This is a genomic window from Pseudarthrobacter linnaei, from assembly GCF_055412825.1.
Map to the genome: position 1 here is coordinate 1 of NZ_JBVAYX010000003.1, position 16,224 is coordinate 16,224.

Consider the following 16,224-nt stretch of genomic DNA (forward strand, 5'->3'; position numbering starts at 1 on the left):
ACCGCGAACCATTCTCAGGATGTTTGTCAGGGGGTCGGTCGCAATCTCTCCGCATCAGCGGCGGCGACTCGAATTACTTTACACGCCACCCGGACAACACACAAATCCACCCCCACACCGCCCCCACACCCCCAAAACCCCCGCCACCACACGGAAACCCGGCCCCCAAGACCACCCCGCACCCCCCGAACCCAGAAAACACCGCCTGTGGAGTGGGTCACCTGCGTCCGGGGCTCTCTCGCGTCTACGATCAGGAGGTGATGGCAGAACGCCGGCGCCACAGGCCAGACTTCCTCCATCGGCGTGTGTCCGGACCGGCCGCCGCCGGTCTGTCCGGGGGCCAGGTCTCCTCCCGGATGAGGCATGGCCTTGCCAACCGTGTACCGGACGCAACCAGCCGCAGCCTCTGGGAGATCGTGCGCGCCAATGTGCTGACCCTGTTCAACGCGATCGTAGGCACGAGTTTTGTCGTCCTGCTTCTGCTGGGCAGCTGGCAGGACGCCCTCTTCGGGCTGGCAGCTGTAGGCAACGCCGCCATAGGCGTTGTACAGGAGTACCGCGCCAAGCGGTCCCTGGACCGCCTCGCGGTGCTTGAGGCCCCGCGGGCCCGGGTCCTGCGTGAGGGGACCGTGCAGGAGATCCCGACCGCCGACGTCGTGCTTGACGATGTCCTGGTCCTGCGGGCCGGCGACCAGGTCACGGCCGATGCCTCTGTCCTCGAGAGCCGCGGGCTGGAGGCCGATGAATCCCTCCTGACCGGGGAATCGGACCCGGTGGATAAGGACGCGGGAACCGAAGTCCTCTCGGGCTCGATCGTTGTTGCGGGCCGGGGTACGGCACGGGTGATCCGGGTGGGAGCTGACTCCTTCTCCAGCAGGATCGCTGCGGACGCGAAGCGGTTCTCGCTGGTCAACTCTGAGATCCGCAACAGCCTCGACCGGATTCTCCGCTGGCTCACCTGGGCGCTGTTGCCGGTCGCCCTCATCGTTGCCAACGGCGAAATGCAGTCCAGGGGCGGCTGGCAGCAGGCCATCGCCAGCGGTGAGTGGACAGCCGCGCTGGTGGGGGTGATTGCGGGCGTCATCGCCATGATTCCGCTGGGCCTGGTCCTGCTCTCAAGTGTGGCTTTTGCTGTCGGCGGGGTCCGGCTGGCCGCGAACAAGGTTCTCATCCAGGAGCTGGCAGCGGTCGAGGGCCTGGCCCGCGTCGATGTCCTCTGCCTCGACAAGACCGGAACGCTCACCGAAGGCCGCATCATCTTCGACGGTGTGCACGAACTGGCCCAGCCCACGGAACCCGGCTGGGAGCACGCCTTAGGCTGGTTCGCTGTCGACCCAGAGGCAAACGCGACCTCGCGCAGCCTTGAAGCGGCTTTCGTGCACGACGGCGGCAACCCGGCGGTCTCATCGGTTCCGTTCTCGTCCGCCCGGAAGTGGAGTTCCGTGACGTTCGACGGCGGAACCCCGGGCTCAGGCACATGGATCCTCGGCGCCCCGGAAGTGGTGCTGACGGACCGGGACGGCAGTCCAGACGCGGCGACGGCAGCAGACGCCGCCCTGGGCAGGGCCGGCCGGCTCGCGGCATCCGGCTTGCGGACCGTCGTGCTGGGCTACGCCGCCGACATAACCATCACGGCCGACGACGCCACCCTCCCGGCAGTTGTGGAACCCGTTGTTGTGCTCACGTTTCGGGAACAGATCCGCCCCGATGCCCGAGAGACCCTGGACTACTTCCGCGACGAGGGCGTTGAGCTAAAAGTCATTTCGGGGGACGACCCCCGGACGGTCGCGGCGATTGCCCGGACCGTGGGCCTGGCCGTCGGGCAGGGGTACGATGCCCGGCAGCTTCCGGCCGATCCCCGGCTGCTTGAAAAGGTGATGGACAACAACACGGTGTTCGGCCGGGTGAGTCCGCACCAGAAGAAGGACATGGTGGCAGCACTTCAGCGGCGCGGGCACACGGTCGCCATGACCGGAGACGGCGTCAATGACGTGCTGGCCCTGAAACAGGCCGACCTGGGAATAGCCATGAACTCTGCCGCGCCTGCCACGAAGGCAGTGGCCCGGCTGGTGCTGCTGGATGGCCGTTTCGACCGGCTGCCCGGGGTGGTGGCCGAAGGCCGCCGGGTGATCGCCAACATCGAGCGGGTGTCCAAGCTATTCCTCAGCAAGACGGCCTATTCGATCGCGATCGCCGTCAGCTTCGGGCTCCTCAACCTGCAGTTTCCGTTCCTGCCCCGCCAATTGTCCTTCACAGACGGGCTGACAATCGGTATCCCCTCTTTCTTCCTGGCCCTCATGGCCAATACCCGCCGCTATCGGCCCGGGTTCCTGCGCCGGTCACTGTCCTTCGCTGTCCCGGCCGGGCTCATCGTCGCTGCTTCACTGCTGGGGTTGAACATCTATGCGCAGTCGAGCGGAGCTGCCGGGGATGCGCCGGAGACCCTGCAGTCCGCATCAGTGCTGACCCTGTCGGTGCTGGGGCTATGGATCCTCGCGGTGGTGTCCCGCCCGCTCGATGCGAAGAAGCTGGCCGTGGTGCTCGCGATGTGCGCCACACTCCTGATCCTGGTCAACCTGCCGCTCGCCCAGGACTTCTTCCACCTCGCCCGGCCGCCGGCGGAGTTGTTGCGGGCCGCCGGAGCGGCCGCACTGGGCGGCGGGCTTGCTGTCGAGCTGCTGGCCTGGATCCACGGCCGGAAGTTCCCCGGCTGACCGGTGGCTGTGGGAGGTCCCGTTAAATGCGGGAGAGCCCCAACCGTGTGGTTGGGGCTCTCGACCGTTTAATGATGTTCCGGCGGTGACCTACTCTCCCACACCCTCCCGNAAGCCCGCCTCGCCCCGCAGCCGCCACCGGTTCCCCTCCCCCGGAAGCTGCAGGCCGGCGTCGAGCCTTAAATGCAGGAAGGGCCGGCGCCAAGTGAACTGCTCCCCGAAAGTTGGACTGAAAATTCAGTTCTGACTTACGGGGAGCAGTTTCATGTTGAAGGGCAGTTCATTGTCTGAGGAGCAGCGCGAGGCCGCGGTGGCGCTGTTTGAGATCGGTTGGGGCTCCAGGGCTGTAGCAACCAAGCTTGGGGTGGGTCGGAAGGCAGTCCTCCGGTTGTACGACAGATGGCGCGTTCGTGGAGATACTGCTCTTGTGACCAAACCAGTGAAGCGGCTTTATTCGTTTGAGTTCAAGCTCAACGCTGTGCAGCGATATATTTCCGGCGAGACCAGGGTTGAGCTGGCGAAGGAGCTCGAGCTGTCCTCGCCACACCTGATAGCCGTGTGGGCGGCGCAGTACCGCGCTCAAGGCGAAGAAGGCCTACGCCCGAAACCGAAAGGCCGGCCCAGAACAAAACCAGAAGCTCCCGCCCAGCCTGAACCGGAGCTGCAGCGGCTACGCCGCGAAAATGAACGCCTGCGTGCAGAAGTGGCCTTCCTGGGAAAAGTAAAGGCCTTGAGGGACGGGGAACAGCGCTAAAGGTCCGCGCTGTCATCGCTCTCAAGGCCGAGCACCGGTTAGAGGTTCTCCTGGATGTGGCCGGGTTACCCCGGTCCACGTTCTTCTACCACCAGTCCCGCCTCCAAGGCCCCGATCCACGGGCCTCCCTAAAGGCAGCTGTCACAGAGATTTTCAAGAAAAACCACGGCCGGTACGGACACCGCCGGATCCATATCGAACTGCTCAAGCAAGGGTGGACGGTCGCCAAGAAGACAGTGCTGAAGCTGATGCGTTCCCTGCAGCTGGTCTGCAAGGTCCGAAGCAGGAAGCGGTATAACTCTTACCAGGGCGAGCAGGGCGTTGTGGCACCGAACCTGCTGAAGCGCCAGTTCGAAGCGGATGCCCCAAATCAGAAGTGGGTCACCGATGTGACCGAGTTCAGCGTGGGCGACCGGAAGCTCTACCTCTCACCGATCATGGATCTTTTTGACCGGCAGATCATCTCCTACGCCGTTGGGACCTCGCCCAATCTGGCGCTGACCAACGACTCGCTGCGCAACGCCTTGGCCACGCTGGAGAACGGGCAGACACCCCTCGTGCACTCCGACCAGGGATTCCAATATCAGCACAAGTCCTGGCGCACAATCTTGGAGAACGCCGGCGCGGTCCAATCGATGTCCCGCAAAGCCAACTGCTACGACAACGCCGTCATAGAGAACTTCTTCGGACACCTCAAGGAAGAGCTCTTCCACCGTGTCCGATTCCTCAGCACCGACGCCCTGGCAGCAGCGCTGCACGAATACATCCGCTGGTACAACACCGAAAGAGTCTCCACCAAGCTCAACGGTCTGAGCCCGGTACAGTACCGTGCTCAGACACTCGCGGCTTAGGTCCATAATCACCCGCACAGCTTTTCAAGTAACCGCCTCACGAGGATCCAAATAGCCCACACGATAATCAGTCGTCACGTCCGCACGGCGGCCTTTTGCTGCCGCCGTTAGGATCAGGGCATGACGCCGGTGGAATCAATGTCTTGGTTGTGGTTATTGCCCGTCTTCCCACTCATGATCGTCGTCATCGTGCTACTCAGACGATCCATGAAAGGTTCGCCCGAGAAACGCGTGCACCAGCTTCGTCAGGTCCTCGGCATCTTGGGGATCGCGGCCGTGTTCATCGTCATGGCGCTCATTTTCTGAGACGCAACCCCGGCAATGTCAGTCGCATGCCCGACGACAGCGGCTGTTGACCGCCAGGCATGCTCCGACGCAAAGAAGGCTCCGTCCCAAGTGGGACGGAGCCTTCCGTGAAGAGCCGATCGCCGGCCGCTAAAGTGGAGACATCGCATTTACGAGTCCAACTTTCGGGGACCGGTTCAAAGAGGCGCCGGCCCTTCTTCAAGCCACTGGCAACAGGGGTGCTGAATTACCAGGAAGACTTCGTGATGCCCGGGAGCTCACCGCGGTGAGCCATGTCGCGGAAGCGAACACGGGAGATGCCGAACTTCTGGAAGGTACCGCGCGGGCGGCCATCGATGATGTCGCGGTTACGCAGACGCACCGGTGAGGCGTTGCGGGGCAGCTTCTGCAAGCCGAGACGTGCAGCTTCGCGTGCCTCGTCGGTCGACGCGGGGTCAACCAGAGCCTTCTTCAGTTCGAGGCGCTTTGCAGCATAACGCTCGACGATGACTTTACGCTGTTCGTTCTTAGCGATCATTGACTTCTTTGCCATGTGTTTAGCGCTCCTCTCGGAATTCGACGTGCTTGCGGATGCGGGGGTCGTACTTCTTCAGAACCATGCGGTCCGGGTCGTTACGACGGTTCTTGCGCGTCACGTAGGTGTAACCCGTGCCCGCGGTCGACTTGAGCTTGATGATCGGACGTACGTCCTTGTCCTTAGCCATTAGAGCTTCACTCCTCGTGCCAGGATGGCGGCTACGACTACGTCGATGCCACGCACGTCGATGGTCTTGATGCCCTTTGCAGACAGCTGCAGAGTGACATTACGGCGCAGGGACGGAACCCAGTAGCGCTTCTTCTGGATGTTCGGGTCGAACCGGCGCTTGTTGCGGCGGTGCGAGTGCGAAATGCTGTGTCCAAAGCCCGGCTCGGCTCCGGTCACCTGGCAGTGTGCTGCCATGACGACTCTCCTCAAAATAAACGAAACGATCGGCGGAGTTCCCGCGTAACCGTGCGACAGGCGGCGTCCGCATCCAGCGCCCACAGGATTTCGGTAGTTCCGCAGGATTCAGGCAGTGGCGTAAACCAACTGCGTTCCACTCTGCGGCGAAGATTCCGGGCCACGGTTACCGGGCGGCGGAATCCGTTCGGATAGCCACCGCGAAGTACCGGGATGCTGGGCGAATACAGGAGTGCACGCAACTTGAGCCCCTAACTACCGGCCATCAGGACTGCCAATACTGCAGACATGTCCCGTCAACCGGAGCAATTGCACACGCTCCGCGCCACCTAGCGCCTACCAAGTCTACGAGCTTGACGAATTAAAGGCCAATCCGGCATCCGGAGGTGTATAAGGGGTGAAGCCCAGTGCGGGCCGAAGTCACATCGGCACCCCAGCGGTTTCACAGCCTATTGATGGGCTGCGGGCGACGTCTTCCGGTGGTCGACGGCGCCGTCAGACATGACCGGGCGCGGCAACCACATCTCGCGGGACGTCGAGGTGCCCGCCGTCCTCGGCAGCGGGGAACTGCTCGCGACGCCGGGGTTCCGTGCCTAGAGGTGCGTGAGCTGGGGGTAGCGCGGCGTCAGTCCGTCGCCGGACGACTTCCCCGTGACGCGGCGGACCACCCACGGTCCGGCAAATTCGCGGACCCAGCGGGCGTTGGCGCGGATGGCCTCTGCCCGGCTGAGGTCCGGAACCGGGGTCATGGGCGGGACATCGATGGAGTGGTCATGCTCCAGGACGGTGAGGACGCGTTTGGCCATGTTCGCGTGGCCAGCGGCGGACATGTGCATCCGGTCGCTCGCCCACATCCCCCAGTCGTAGTACTCGCTGAAGCGCCAGTAGTCCACCAGGAGGGCGCCGTGGTCCCCGGCGATGCCGCGGACCAGTTCGTTGTAGATCGCGGTCCGGCCGCGCGTGGTGCTGAAGATCTTCGAGCCGCGGGAGTCGAAACCGGTGAACATCACCACGGTCGCGCCGGTGGCCGTGAGTTTGCGGACGCCGGCGTCGTAGTCCACCAGCAGGTCGTCGATGTCCACCTTGGGCCGGAGGATGTCGTTGGCCCCGGCGTAGATGCTTACGAGGGTCGGTTTGAGGGCGACGGCGGCATCGACCTGTTCGGCCATGATCTGGCGCAGCTTCCGGCCGCGGATGGCGAGGTTGGCGTACCCGAAGCCGGGGTCGGCGGCGGCGAGCTGCTCGGCCACCCGGTCCGCCCAGCCCCGGACGCCGTTGGGACGGGCGGGGTCGTCGTCGCCGACGCCTTCCGTGAAGGAGTCGCCAAGGGCTACATAGCGGGACGTGAAATCCATGGATCCAGTCTGCCAGCAGTTGCCCCAAGCAAACAAAGCGGAGCGCAAAAGAGCGGGCCCTGCAGAGCCGCTATTCGCGGATCCGGACCGCCGTTTCGCGCAGGTACTGCTCCACCCGGGTGTAGGCGTCGCGGGTCAGGGCCTTCCACAGGGCGATGGCCAGGCGCGGGTCGGCCGCTTCCAGCTCGGAGATTGCCTCCGCGCTGAGCACCATGACCTCCACGGGGCCCACCGCCCGGACGGTGGTTTCCTGCCGGTTCCCGCTGCCCAGCGCAAGTTCGCCAAAGGTCATGCCGGCGCTGAGTGTATTCAGCTTCACCCGGTCAGCGGTGGGCCCCGGGGACGTGCTGCTGACCCGTCCGGAGGTGATGAAGTAGACCCCGCCGAACCGCAGCCCGACGCGCCGGATGACGTCGCCGTCGTCGTAGGACCTGGGTGTCATCAGCGCTTCCAGCGCCGCGGCGTCTGCCTCCTCCAGCGGCGCCAGCGCGGGCGACGCGGTGACCGGCACGTGGTCCGGGAGCAGCAGGTGGTCCCCGTGGCGCTCCAGCAGGCGGTTCTCACAGTATTCGACGGCGGCGCTCCGGGATGCGAAGGACGGCACCTGGCGCTGCGCTGACAGCCCCAAGGCCTCCGAGACGGCACCGTCCGCCTCAATCAGCACCAGTTCCCGGCCGGCGTCGGCCATCCCCTGCCTGGCCTTGGCCAGCATGCGCACGGCAACCTCGCTGACCTGGTCGGTGCGGCGCACGTCCAGGACTACCAGCTCGACGTCGTCCGCCAGGCTGCTGAGCTCCCGCACCATGGACTCGGTTCCCGCGAAGAGGAGGTCGCCGTTGACTTCGATCACCCGTGCCCGGTGGCCGTGGGCACGCAGGACGTCGGCGGCCTCGTCGTTCCGGCGGATGCCCGAGGGCGTCTCGGTCACGTCGTACGCGGCGAGGATGGCGGACCGGCCGGTCCGGGCCGCGCGGACGAAGTGGAGTTCCATGTCCAGTGAGAGGCGCTGTGCCGTTGCCAGGCCGCGGACGCTGCTGCCGTGCTCATCCAGCGGCGGCGAATAGACGGCCAGGCCCACCTGGCCGGGCAGCACGGCGATGATTCCGCCGGCCACCCCGCTCTTGCCCGGCATCCCTACGCTGCTGATCCAGGCCCCGGCATCGTCGTACATGCCGGAGGTCATCATGACGGACAGCACGCGTTCCACCGGCCCGATCTCCAGCACCTGTTTGCCGCTGAGCGGATTCCGGCCGCCGTTGGCAAGGGTGGCGGCCATGATCGAAAGGTCGAAGCAGTTCACCAGGACCGAGCACTGGCGGAAATAGTCCTCCAGGACCGGCGTCGGATCGTCCTCGATGATGTTGAAGGACCGCAGCAGGTACGCGAGCGCCGTGTTGCGGTGGCCGTGCTTGAGCTCGGATTCGAAGACCTTCTCGCTGACCGAGAGCTGACGGCCGGCGAAGGCGGAGTAGGTACTGAGGATCCGCTTGAACCCGGACTGCCCGCCGGATCCCCTGATCAGCGAGGTGGCGGTGAGGGCCCCGGCGTTGATCATCGCGTTGGCCGGCCGGCCGGTCCCTTCGGCCAGGGAGATCTCGTTGAACGAGTCCCCCGACGGTTCCACGTCCACTTTGGCGTCCACGGCCTCGGCGCCGAGGTCCTCCAGGGCCAGCCCGTAGGTGAAGGGCTTCGAGATGGACTGGATGGTGAATTCCTCGCGGGTGTCACCGATCTCGTACACCGTGCCGTCCACGGTCGCCAGGGCGATGCCGAAGTTGTCCGGGTCCACGTTGGCCATCGCCGGAATGGTGCTGTAGGGCTTGCCGTCCTTGAGCTCGGCGATCTCGGCGTGGATCTGGCGCAGGTAGCTGTCGATCGGCGATTGCATAGTGCCAACACTAGGCGACGCCGGGTCGCGGAAGGCCTCGCGGCGGACCTTACGCCTGCCTGCTCTCCCGCAGGATCCAGTGGTCCTTGTCCAGGCGGCCCACGATCTTCTCGCCGATCCGGGCGAGGTCAGCGACGTCCTCCTCGCTCAGGGCGTCCAGGAACAGCGACCGGACCGCCTCGACGTGCCCTGGGGCGAGCTCCTCGATAGTCGCCATCCCCGCGTCGGTGAGGTGCGCCGTCGTGACCCGGGCGTCGCCGGGGTGCGGACGACGCTCCACCCAGCCCCGGTTCTGCAGTTTGGTGACCACATGGGACAGCCGGGACAGGGATGCGCTGGTGCGCGCGGCCAGTTCGCTCATGGGCAGGAAGCGACCGTCGGCCTCGGAGAGCATCGCGAGGACGTTGTAGTCGAAAAGAGAGAGCTTGCGCGCATGGTGCAGCTGCGTGTCCAGCGCTGCCGGAAGCAGGGTGTTGATGCTCACCTGGGCCAGCCAGGCCCGGCGTTCGTCGGCGTTCAGCCAGCGCGGTTCAGTCATGGGTACAGTCTAGGAGCATTGAAGATTGACGGTTCAACTTCGCCGGATTCCGTGACGGGGAGAATCCCGCCCCGGCGCCGCGGACAGGCGCTAGGCTGACCCTATGTATGTAGTCTCCCTGACCTACAAGGTCCCCGAAGAGATCGTTGACTTCCATCTCCCGGCGCACGTGACGTGGCTGCAGGATGCCTTCGACCAGGGCATTTTTATGGTCGCGGGGCGGAAGATCCCGCGCACGGGAGCCCTATTGCTCTCCAACGCGGACCGCGACGCCCTGGATGCCTCCCTCGCCAGGGACCCGTTCTATATCAACGGCGTGGCCGAGTTCGACGTCGAGGAGTTCCACGCGAGCCGGGTGGCCCCGGGCTACGAGAACCTGCTGGACAGCTGACGCCTGCTGGCCCGGCGCCGGGAAACCCCTGCGGAGGATTGCAGCTCAGTCCGCCGGGACCTTGGCGGCCAGTTTCTTCAATCCCGCCTTCGGTGGAACCCTGACCGGATCCGGCCAGCGCGGGCTGAGCTCGTCCCCGAGCGTGACACCCCGGAGCTTGCGCGCGAAGAGCGGCAGCACCCAGTCACTGACCCAGCGCCGTTGCCCGCGCCCCCGGTCGCGGAGGCCAAGTTTCGCCGCGGGCGCCCATTCCTTGGGCTTGACCTTATGCGCAACCCCGAGCTGGTCCAGGACCTGGCCGGCGAGATACTTGTGACCGGCCTTGGACATGTGCAGACGGTCCGAATCCCACATCCGCGGATCGTAGAATGCGTCGAAGCACCAGTAATCCACCAGCACCGCCTCGTACCTCGACGCCACCTCGCGGACCCGCTGGTTGTAGAGAGCGTTCCGCCTCTTCAGTGGTTCCAGCAGTGCCGAGACCCTGACGTCGAATCCGGTGAACAGCACCACCGTGGCACCGCTGGCGGCAAGCCTGGCGACGAGGTATTCGTAGTCCTTCATCAGGGTGCGGATGTCGGTCCCGAGATCCAGGATGTCGTTCCCGCCCGCGTACAGGGTGACGAGGGTAGGTTCCATGGCCAGCGCGGGTTCCAGCTGTTCCGCGATGATCTGCCGCAGCCTTTTACTGCGGATGGCGAGGTTGGCGTACGCCCACCCCGGGTCCGCCCTGGCCAGCTGCTCTGCCACCCGGTCCGCCCAGCCGCGCACGCCGTTGGGCAGCCGGGAGTTGTAGTCCCCCACCCCCTCGGTGAAGGAATCCCCCAGTGCAACATAAACCCGCCGCCCGTCAGCGCCCGGGGACAGAAGCTTCTCGGCCATACCGCCCACGCTAACCCCGCCGGACGACGTCGGGGTGAACAAGGGGGGCACAACAGGTGAGCCACCCGAAGCAACCTATGGCGACTGACGTGGGCGCCAAAGTTGAGCCGACCACAAGGCCCCCGCCGGTGCTTTGCGAAGGAGCGAATCGCCGACCAGAGCCGAAAGAGGCCGCCCGCGGCCGAAGGAGGCGGCGGGAGGTGTCTAAGCGACGGCAAAGCAGCGGCTGCGGCCGCAAGTCCGGCAGAAACGGCAGGAGCGGCAGGAGCGTCGGCGAGAGAACCGTCGAACCTGCGGGAGCGTCGGAACAATTGGAGCAACAGCTCCAGGAGCGTCGCCTACAGTTCGGCCTTCCCCTGCCGCCAGTACCCCATAAACGCCACCTGCTTCCGGTCGATCCCGACATCCCGCACCAGGTACCGCCGCATCTCCTTGACGACCCCCGCCTCACCGGCAATCCAGGCGTAGAACGGCATGGCCCCCGCGGGCTTGTCCGGATTCCGGCTGGCGCTGATCGCTGCGGCATCCATCCGGGCAGGGGTCTCCCAGAGGATGTCGTGGTCCACGTTGACGTCCTCGGGCTCGGGGCCCGCCGCAGGCTCAACGGATGGGCGGAGCCCAACCCAGCCGGGAAGGGTCACGGCGGCCCGCACCGCTTCCTGCAGCAGTTCGCCGTGCGGACGTGACCGCCCGGTCGCCGCACCGCGCGCGATCCAAAAAATCTCGACATCGGCGGCTGTCGTGATGCCCTGGAAGTCGCCGGCCTCCGGAACCTCCAGGATGGCATGCCCGCTGACGTACGCCGGCAGGCTCTCGAGGATGGCGCTGATGGCAGGGACCGCCGTCTCATCTCCGGCCAGCAGGACCCGCTGGGCCATCCCCGGACGCCATTCGATCCCCGAATAGGTTTCGGCGGTGACGCAGTGCGCGGCCCGGTTGTTGGGCCCGATCAGGGTCAGGGTGTCCCCCGGTTTGGCGGTGCGGGCCCAGCTGGCGGCCGGCCCGCCGTGGCCGGCGCCGTCGAAGTGCATCACGAAGTCGACGTCGAGTTCCGGGTAGACGGCATCGAGGCGTTCCTGCCGCACAGTGTAGGTACGCATGGACCCGCGGGCCTCCGGATCCATGGCCAGCCACTCGCGGTAGCAGCCGGACTGCTCCGTCCGGAAGTCCGGCAACGGCAGCGCGGTGCCGTCGGCCGCCAACGAGGGGATCACGAGTTTGATGCGCAGGTCCAGGGTTCCGCCATGGACGCCGAAGTCCCGCAACGAATAGCCGCCCAGGGTGATCCGCCGGAAGTTCGGTCCGAGTACCTGGACCGCCGTGACCTGGACTTCGAAGGCCCGGGTCATGGGCTCGGTGGCGGGTGGCGTCTTGACGGCCTCCCGGGTGCGGGCCGGGGCGGGGTTCGTGGCAGTCATGGGACCAGCTCCAGGGTTGTGGTTTGCGGAACAGCGGCATGGTGGCGGCCCACCGGGATGATCAGGGGTGCGCCGGACACCGGGTCCGGGAGCACCCGGGACTCCAGGCCGAACACCTCGCGGACGAGTTCCTCGGTGACCACCGCCCGGGCGGCGCCTTCGGCGACGATCTGTCCGTTTTTCATCGCGATGATGTGGTCGGCGTACCGGGCGGCGAGGTTGAGGTCGTGCAGCACAATCGCCACGGTGGTGCCGCGCTGCCGGTTCAGGTCCGTGATGAGGTCCAGGACCTCGACCTGATGGGTGAGGTCCAGGTAGGTGGTGGGCTCATCCAGCAACAGCACTTCGGTTTCCTGCGCCAGAGCCATCGCGATCCACACCCGCTGCCGCTGCCCGCCGGAGAGTTCGTCCACGTTGCGCCCGGCAAGGTCCAGTGTTTCGGTGGCGACCATCGCCTGCTGCACGGCACGCTCGTCGTCCTGGGAGCCGCCCGCCGGGCCGGACCGGAAGAAACCCTGGTGCGGGTAGCGGCCGCGGCCCACCAGGTCCCGGACGGTGATGCCGTCCGGCGCCGTGGGATGCTGCGGCAGCAGGCCCAGGGTGCGGGCCACCTCGCGGGCGGAACGGCGGTGGATGTCCCGCCTGTCGAGGGTGACCGTGCCGGCCGCAGGCTTGAGCAGCCGGGCGAGGCCCCGGAGCAGGGTGGACTTTCCGCAGGCGTTGGCGCCGACGATCATGGTCACCTTGCCCTCCGGGATCTCCGCAGAGAGCCCCTCGATCACGGTCCGCTGATCGTATTTGAGCCGCAGGCCGGAGGTCTGGAGAGTTGCCATCTCAGGCGTCCTTTCGGTTGGAAGTGACGAGCAGCCAGAGCAGGAACGGGGCGCCGAGGGCCCCGGTGACCACCCCGACCGGCAGGACCGTGCCGGCCAGCAGCAGCGGCGCGATATTGGCGGCCATGTAGTCGGCGCTCAGCACGATCAGCACACCGGTCAGGGCCGACGCCGGCAGGCTCGCCCTGCGGACGAACCGGCGGGCGATGGGCCCGGCGAGGAACGCGACGAACGCCACGGGCCCGGCGGCCGCCGTCGCCGCCGCGGCAAGCCCGACCGCGGTGACCACGATGCCGAGCCGGGCCGCACCGACCCGGACGCCGAGGCCCGCGGCTGTGTCGTCGCCGAGTTCGAGGATGCGCAGGGGCCCGGCGAGGACCGCGACGGCGGGAACCAGCACGAGCAGCGCGATGCCGAGGACGCCGGCCCGGTCCCAGTTTGCGGAGTTGAGCGAGCCGTTGAGCCAGATCAGGACCTCGGCGGCGGTGCGGATGTCCGCCCGGGTCATCAGGAAGCTGACCACGGCGTGGAGGGCGGCGGCGATGCCCACTCCGGCCAGGATCAGCCGACTGCCGGCGGCGTCGCCCCGCTGTCCCCCGGAGCCGAGGGATCCGCTGCGGGAGATGCCGTAGATCAGGGTGGCCACGGCCAGGGCACCGGTGAAGGCGGCGCCCGACACCACGGCGCCGGACGCGCCGAAGACGACGATCGCTGTCACCGCCGCGGCGCTGGCACCGTAGCTGATGCCGATCACGTCCGGGCTGGCCAGGGGGTTGCGGAGCATGGTCTGGAACAGCGCGCCGGACAGACCGAATGCGGCCCCGATCAGCGTCCCCACGACGGCGCGCGGCAGCTTGTGCTCCATCACGATGAAGCTCGCGCCCGGGATCTTCTCCCCGCCGGTGAGGTGGGCGGCCAGGATCCTGAAGAAGTCCGGGATGGTGACGGTGTAGCTGCCCAGGAGCACGCTTGCCGCGAAGAGCGCCACGACCGCAAGCGCCAGGATGCCCGTGCGGTTGAGCACAATCCTGCGAGGCGCGAGAAATCGCCGATGTTTGGGCGGGACATGGGCGCCAAGTGTCACCTCGGCGGATTCGCTGGCTGGGGGTGTCACGTCGGGGGCGGGCTGGGTCTGCGGGGCAGTTGTCATAGCCCTGCGCCCTTGCTTCGCCGGACCAGCCAGACGAACACCGGGGCACCGACCAGGGCGGTCATGATCCCGGCGGGGACCTCACCCGGAAGCAGGATCACGCGGCCAATCACGTCGGCGGTCAACAGCAGGGCCGGGGCCAGGACCAGCGAAAAGGGCAGGATCCAGCGGTAGTCGGGGCCGGTGAGGAAGCGGACGGCGTGCGGAATGATCAGGCCCACGAAGCCGATCGGGCCGGCCAGCGCCGTGGCCGATCCGCAGAGCAGGACGATCCCGAGGGCGGTGCTGCCGCGGGCCAGCCCGACGCGTTGGCCCAGGCCGCGGGCGATGTCGTCGCCGAGGGCGAGGTTGTTGAGGATCCGGCCGGTGGCGAGCACAATCACGGCTCCCAGCAGCAGGAACGGCAGGCCCGGGAGGATCACGGACCAGTCGCGGCCGGCGATTCCGCCGACCTGCCAGAACCTGAAGCGGTCCAGGGTGTCCCGGCTGGACACCAGGACGACGTTCATGAGCGAAAAGAGACCTGCGCTCAGGGCCGCGCCGGCGAGGGCGAGCTTCACCGGCGTCGCGCCGTCCCGGCCGAGTGAGGCGATCAGGTAGACCACGACGGCGGCGGCCGCGGCGCCGACGAACCCGAACCAGATGTACCCGGCCAGCGAGGACACGCCGAAGACGTAGATTGCGGTGACAACGGCCAGCGCGGCCCCGGCGTTGATGCCGATAATGCCCGGGTCGGCGAGGGGATTGCGGGCAACGCCCTGCATCGCGGCGCCCGCGAGCCCGAGGGCGGCCCCGGCGAGCAGTCCCAGGACGGTGCGCGGGACGCGGGCGTGGACGACGGCGTGGTCGCCGTTGGCCGGGTCGAACTGGGTCAGTGCCTGCCAGACAGTGCCCAGGGACAGGCCCCGGGCGCCGATGGCGAACGACGCCAGGGTCACGAGCGCCAGCACGACGACGGCCGCCAGCAGCCAGAGCGCGCGCGGTCCCCGGGCGGGGAGGGCAACACCCGCGGGCGTCTCCGGGGCGGGCCGGGCGGCTGCGGAGACCGCCGTCGTCGTGAGTGGGCTCATGGGGGTGTGGCTACTTCACCGCGGCAGTGACTTTGTCCGCCGCGCGGGCGAGCTGCGGCAGGAACGTGTCCAGTGACCACGGCAGGCTCAGCGGCGACGATGCCGAGATGGACAGCGTCAGGGTGTTGTCCGAGTCGGCAATCAGGGTGCCCTTCTTGACGGCCGGGATCTGGCCGAGCAGCGGGTCTGCCTTGATGGAGTCGGTGGTGGCTGCGTCCGGAACCCAGGTGACGAAGATGTCGGATTCGAGTTCGTTGGCCTTCTCGGCGGACCACGGGATGAAGAATTCCTTGGAGTCCTGGGAGTTTTCTTCCACCACGGGGGCCAGCTTCATGCCGATCTCGCTGAGGAAGCGGGGGCGGTTGTCGTTGGCGGTATAGACGCTGACTCCGTCAGCCGAGGCGGGCTCCAGGTTGCCGTAGATGAAGCTCTTGCCGGCGATCTGCGGGTACTTGGAGACCTTTTCCTTGATGGTGGCCTCAGTGTCGGTGACCAGCCTGGTGGCTTCGGCGTGCTTGCCGAGGGCCTTGCCGATGATAGCGGTGGAATCCTGCCAGGAGGTTCCGTAGGCGATCTCGGGGTGGGCCACCACGGGGGCTATTTCGCTGAGCTTTTTGTAGTCCTCCTCCGTGAGGCCGGAGTAGGCACCGAGGATGACGTCCGGGTTGAGCTTGGCGATCTCGGTGAAGTTGACGCCGTCAACTTCAGAGAACTGGGCCGGGGCCTTGTCCGAACCGAAGCTGGCGCCCAGCTTCTCGAGTGCGGCATCCTTCCACGGGGTGGAGGCCTTGTCGTTGCCGCCCCATTCGTTCTTCGGGACACCCACGGGAACCACACCAAGGGCAAGCGCCACATCGTCGTTGACCCAGGACACGGTGGCGACCCGCGTCGGCTGTTCCTTAATGGTGGTCTCGCCAAACACGTGCTTGATGGTCACTGGGAAGGTGGAGCTGGCCGAGTGGCTGGGGGCGACCGCCGTCGTCGAGCCGGCCGGGCCGGTGGAGCAGGCAGTCAGGAAGAGTGCGACGGCGGCGAGGGCAGCGGTTGCCTGGCCGGTGGCGCGGAGGAAGCGGCGTCTGGGCGCGGTGCGGCCCGGGGTCGGGAGAGGCATGGGATTCCTTAGGTCAATGATGC

The 16,224-nt window shown here is 66.8% G+C and carries 17 protein-coding genes; 5 read left to right on the forward strand and 12 right to left on the reverse strand.

Features of this window, described 5'->3' with window-relative positions:
* Window positions 1–356 precede the first annotated feature (356 nt).
* The 4 genes from ACZYZ3_RS03770 (at window position 357) to ACZYZ3_RS03785 (ending at window position 4,625) form a co-directional block, all read left to right on the forward strand.
* Window positions 357–2,714 (forward strand): HAD-IC family P-type ATPase, encoded by a 2,358-nt coding sequence (locus ACZYZ3_RS03770; RefSeq protein ID WP_463962508.1) that lies wholly within the window; start codon window positions 357–359, stop codon window positions 2,712–2,714.
* Window positions 2,715–2,979: 265 nt separating this feature from the next.
* Complete coding sequence (locus tag ACZYZ3_RS03775; protein WP_463962509.1) at window positions 2,980–3,468, forward strand: helix-turn-helix domain-containing protein; 489 nt, start codon at window positions 2,980–2,982, stop codon at window positions 3,466–3,468.
* A gap of 14 nt (window positions 3,469–3,482) precedes the next feature.
* Window positions 3,483–4,319, forward strand: a complete 837-nt coding sequence (locus ACZYZ3_RS03780; protein WP_463962759.1) for an IS3 family transposase — start codon at window positions 3,483–3,485, stop codon at window positions 4,317–4,319.
* A gap of 120 nt (window positions 4,320–4,439) precedes the next feature.
* Window positions 4,440–4,625 carry a hypothetical protein gene (locus ACZYZ3_RS03785; protein ID WP_463962510.1) on the forward strand — a complete coding sequence of 62 codons (186 nt, stop codon included), beginning with the start codon at window positions 4,440–4,442 and terminating at the stop codon, window positions 4,623–4,625.
* Window positions 4,626–4,851: 226 nt separating this feature from the next.
* Here ACZYZ3_RS03785 and rpsN read toward each other — a convergent pair whose 3' ends face one another.
* From rpsN to ACZYZ3_RS03815, 6 genes are all read right to left on the reverse strand, one after another.
* Entirely contained in the window at window positions 4,852–5,157 is a 306-nt protein-coding gene (gene rpsN, locus ACZYZ3_RS03790; RefSeq protein ID WP_011693742.1) for a 30S ribosomal protein S14, read from the reverse strand.
* Between the two features lie 4 nt (window positions 5,158–5,161).
* The gene (rpmG, locus tag ACZYZ3_RS03795) at window positions 5,162–5,329 is read right to left on the reverse strand and encodes a 50S ribosomal protein L33 (RefSeq protein ID WP_011693743.1); all 168 of its coding nucleotides are present in this window, start codon (window positions 5,327–5,329) and stop codon (window positions 5,162–5,164) included.
* Window positions 5,329–5,565 (reverse strand): 50S ribosomal protein L28, encoded by a 237-nt coding sequence (gene rpmB, locus ACZYZ3_RS03800; RefSeq protein WP_056342125.1) that lies wholly within the window; start codon window positions 5,563–5,565, stop codon window positions 5,329–5,331. The genes rpmG and rpmB overlap by 1 nt, the downstream gene beginning before the upstream one ends.
* A gap of 593 nt (window positions 5,566–6,158) precedes the next feature.
* A complete protein-coding gene (locus ACZYZ3_RS03805) occupies window positions 6,159–6,920 on the reverse strand; it encodes an SGNH/GDSL hydrolase family protein (RefSeq protein ID WP_463962511.1) in 762 nt (253 codons plus the stop codon).
* A 70-nt stretch (window positions 6,921–6,990) separates the two neighbouring features.
* On the reverse strand, window positions 6,991–8,808 hold the full coding sequence (gene glsA, locus ACZYZ3_RS03810; RefSeq protein ID WP_463962512.1) for a glutaminase A: 1,818 nt from the start codon (window positions 8,806–8,808) through the stop codon (window positions 6,991–6,993).
* Between the two features lie 49 nt (window positions 8,809–8,857).
* Complete coding sequence (locus ACZYZ3_RS03815) at window positions 8,858–9,346, reverse strand: MarR family winged helix-turn-helix transcriptional regulator (RefSeq protein ID WP_463962513.1); 489 nt, start codon at window positions 9,344–9,346, stop codon at window positions 8,858–8,860.
* A gap of 103 nt (window positions 9,347–9,449) precedes the next feature.
* Between ACZYZ3_RS03815 and ACZYZ3_RS03820 the strand changes: the two genes are divergently transcribed.
* Window positions 9,450–9,737, forward strand: coding sequence for a YciI family protein (locus tag ACZYZ3_RS03820; protein WP_307456606.1), 288 nt, complete (start codon window positions 9,450–9,452; stop codon window positions 9,735–9,737).
* 45 nt (window positions 9,738–9,782) lie between these two features.
* On the opposite strand, the gene ACZYZ3_RS03825 is transcribed toward ACZYZ3_RS03820, so the two are convergent.
* The 6 genes from ACZYZ3_RS03825 to ACZYZ3_RS03850 all read right to left on the reverse strand — a co-directional run bounded on the left by ACZYZ3_RS03825 (window position 9,783) and on the right by ACZYZ3_RS03850 (window position 16,201).
* Entirely contained in the window at window positions 9,783–10,619 is an 837-nt protein-coding gene (locus ACZYZ3_RS03825) for an SGNH/GDSL hydrolase family protein (RefSeq protein ID WP_463962514.1), read from the reverse strand.
* A gap of 338 nt (window positions 10,620–10,957) precedes the next feature.
* On the reverse strand, window positions 10,958–12,037 hold the full coding sequence (locus tag ACZYZ3_RS03830; RefSeq protein WP_463962515.1) for a siderophore-interacting protein: 1,080 nt from the start codon (window positions 12,035–12,037) through the stop codon (window positions 10,958–10,960).
* Complete coding sequence (locus tag ACZYZ3_RS03835; RefSeq protein WP_463962516.1) at window positions 12,034–12,870, reverse strand: ABC transporter ATP-binding protein; 837 nt, start codon at window positions 12,868–12,870, stop codon at window positions 12,034–12,036. The genes ACZYZ3_RS03830 and ACZYZ3_RS03835 overlap by 4 nt, the downstream gene beginning before the upstream one ends.
* A 1-nt stretch (window position 12,871) precedes the next feature.
* Window positions 12,872–14,020 (reverse strand): FecCD family ABC transporter permease, encoded by a 1,149-nt coding sequence (locus ACZYZ3_RS03840; protein ID WP_463962517.1) that lies wholly within the window; start codon window positions 14,018–14,020, stop codon window positions 12,872–12,874.
* Window positions 14,017–15,090, reverse strand: a complete 1,074-nt coding sequence (locus ACZYZ3_RS03845; protein WP_463962518.1) for a FecCD family ABC transporter permease — start codon at window positions 15,088–15,090, stop codon at window positions 14,017–14,019. Before ACZYZ3_RS03845 ends, ACZYZ3_RS03840 begins: the two co-directional genes overlap by 4 nt.
* A 10-nt stretch (window positions 15,091–15,100) precedes the next feature.
* Window positions 15,101–16,201 (reverse strand): iron-siderophore ABC transporter substrate-binding protein, encoded by a 1,101-nt coding sequence (locus tag ACZYZ3_RS03850; RefSeq protein WP_463962519.1) that lies wholly within the window; start codon window positions 16,199–16,201, stop codon window positions 15,101–15,103.
* Window positions 16,202–16,224: the final 23 nt, after the last annotated feature.

Coding starts and splice junctions, on each gene's coding strand:
- ACZYZ3_RS03770 (WP_463962508.1), top strand. CDS start 357: ATGAGGCATGGCCTTGCCAACCGTGTACCGGACGCAACCAGCCGCAGC.
- ACZYZ3_RS03775 (WP_463962509.1), top strand. CDS start 2,980: ATGTTGAAGGGCAGTTCATTGTCTGAGGAGCAGCGCGAGGCCGCGGTG.
- ACZYZ3_RS03785 (WP_463962510.1), top strand. CDS start 4,440: ATGACGCCGGTGGAATCAATGTCTTGGTTGTGGTTATTGCCCGTCTTC.
- rpsN (WP_011693742.1), bottom strand. CDS start 5,157: ATGGCAAAGAAGTCAATGATCGCTAAGAACGAACAGCGTAAAGTCATC.
- rpmG (WP_011693743.1), bottom strand. CDS start 5,329: ATGGCTAAGGACAAGGACGTACGTCCGATCATCAAGCTCAAGTCGACC.
- rpmB (WP_056342125.1), bottom strand. CDS start 5,565: ATGGCAGCACACTGCCAGGTGACCGGAGCCGAGCCGGGCTTTGGACAC.
- ACZYZ3_RS03805 (WP_463962511.1), bottom strand. CDS start 6,920: ATGGATTTCACGTCCCGCTATGTAGCCCTTGGCGACTCCTTCACGGAA.
- glsA (WP_463962512.1), bottom strand. CDS start 8,808: ATGCAATCGCCGATCGACAGCTACCTGCGCCAGATCCACGCCGAGATC.
- ACZYZ3_RS03815 (WP_463962513.1), bottom strand. CDS start 9,346: ATGACTGAACCGCGCTGGCTGAACGCCGACGAACGCCGGGCCTGGCTG.
- ACZYZ3_RS03820 (WP_307456606.1), top strand. CDS start 9,450: ATGTATGTAGTCTCCCTGACCTACAAGGTCCCCGAAGAGATCGTTGAC.
- ACZYZ3_RS03825 (WP_463962514.1), bottom strand. CDS start 10,619: ATGGCCGAGAAGCTTCTGTCCCCGGGCGCTGACGGGCGGCGGGTTTAT.
- ACZYZ3_RS03830 (WP_463962515.1), bottom strand. CDS start 12,037: ATGACTGCCACGAACCCCGCCCCGGCCCGCACCCGGGAGGCCGTCAAG.
- ACZYZ3_RS03835 (WP_463962516.1), bottom strand. CDS start 12,870: ATGGCAACTCTCCAGACCTCCGGCCTGCGGCTCAAATACGATCAGCGG.
- ACZYZ3_RS03840 (WP_463962517.1), bottom strand. CDS start 14,020: ATGACAACTGCCCCGCAGACCCAGCCCGCCCCCGACGTGACACCCCCA.
- ACZYZ3_RS03845 (WP_463962518.1), bottom strand. CDS start 15,090: ATGAGCCCACTCACGACGACGGCGGTCTCCGCAGCCGCCCGGCCCGCC.
- ACZYZ3_RS03850 (WP_463962519.1), bottom strand. CDS start 16,201: ATGCCTCTCCCGACCCCGGGCCGCACCGCGCCCAGACGCCGCTTCCTC.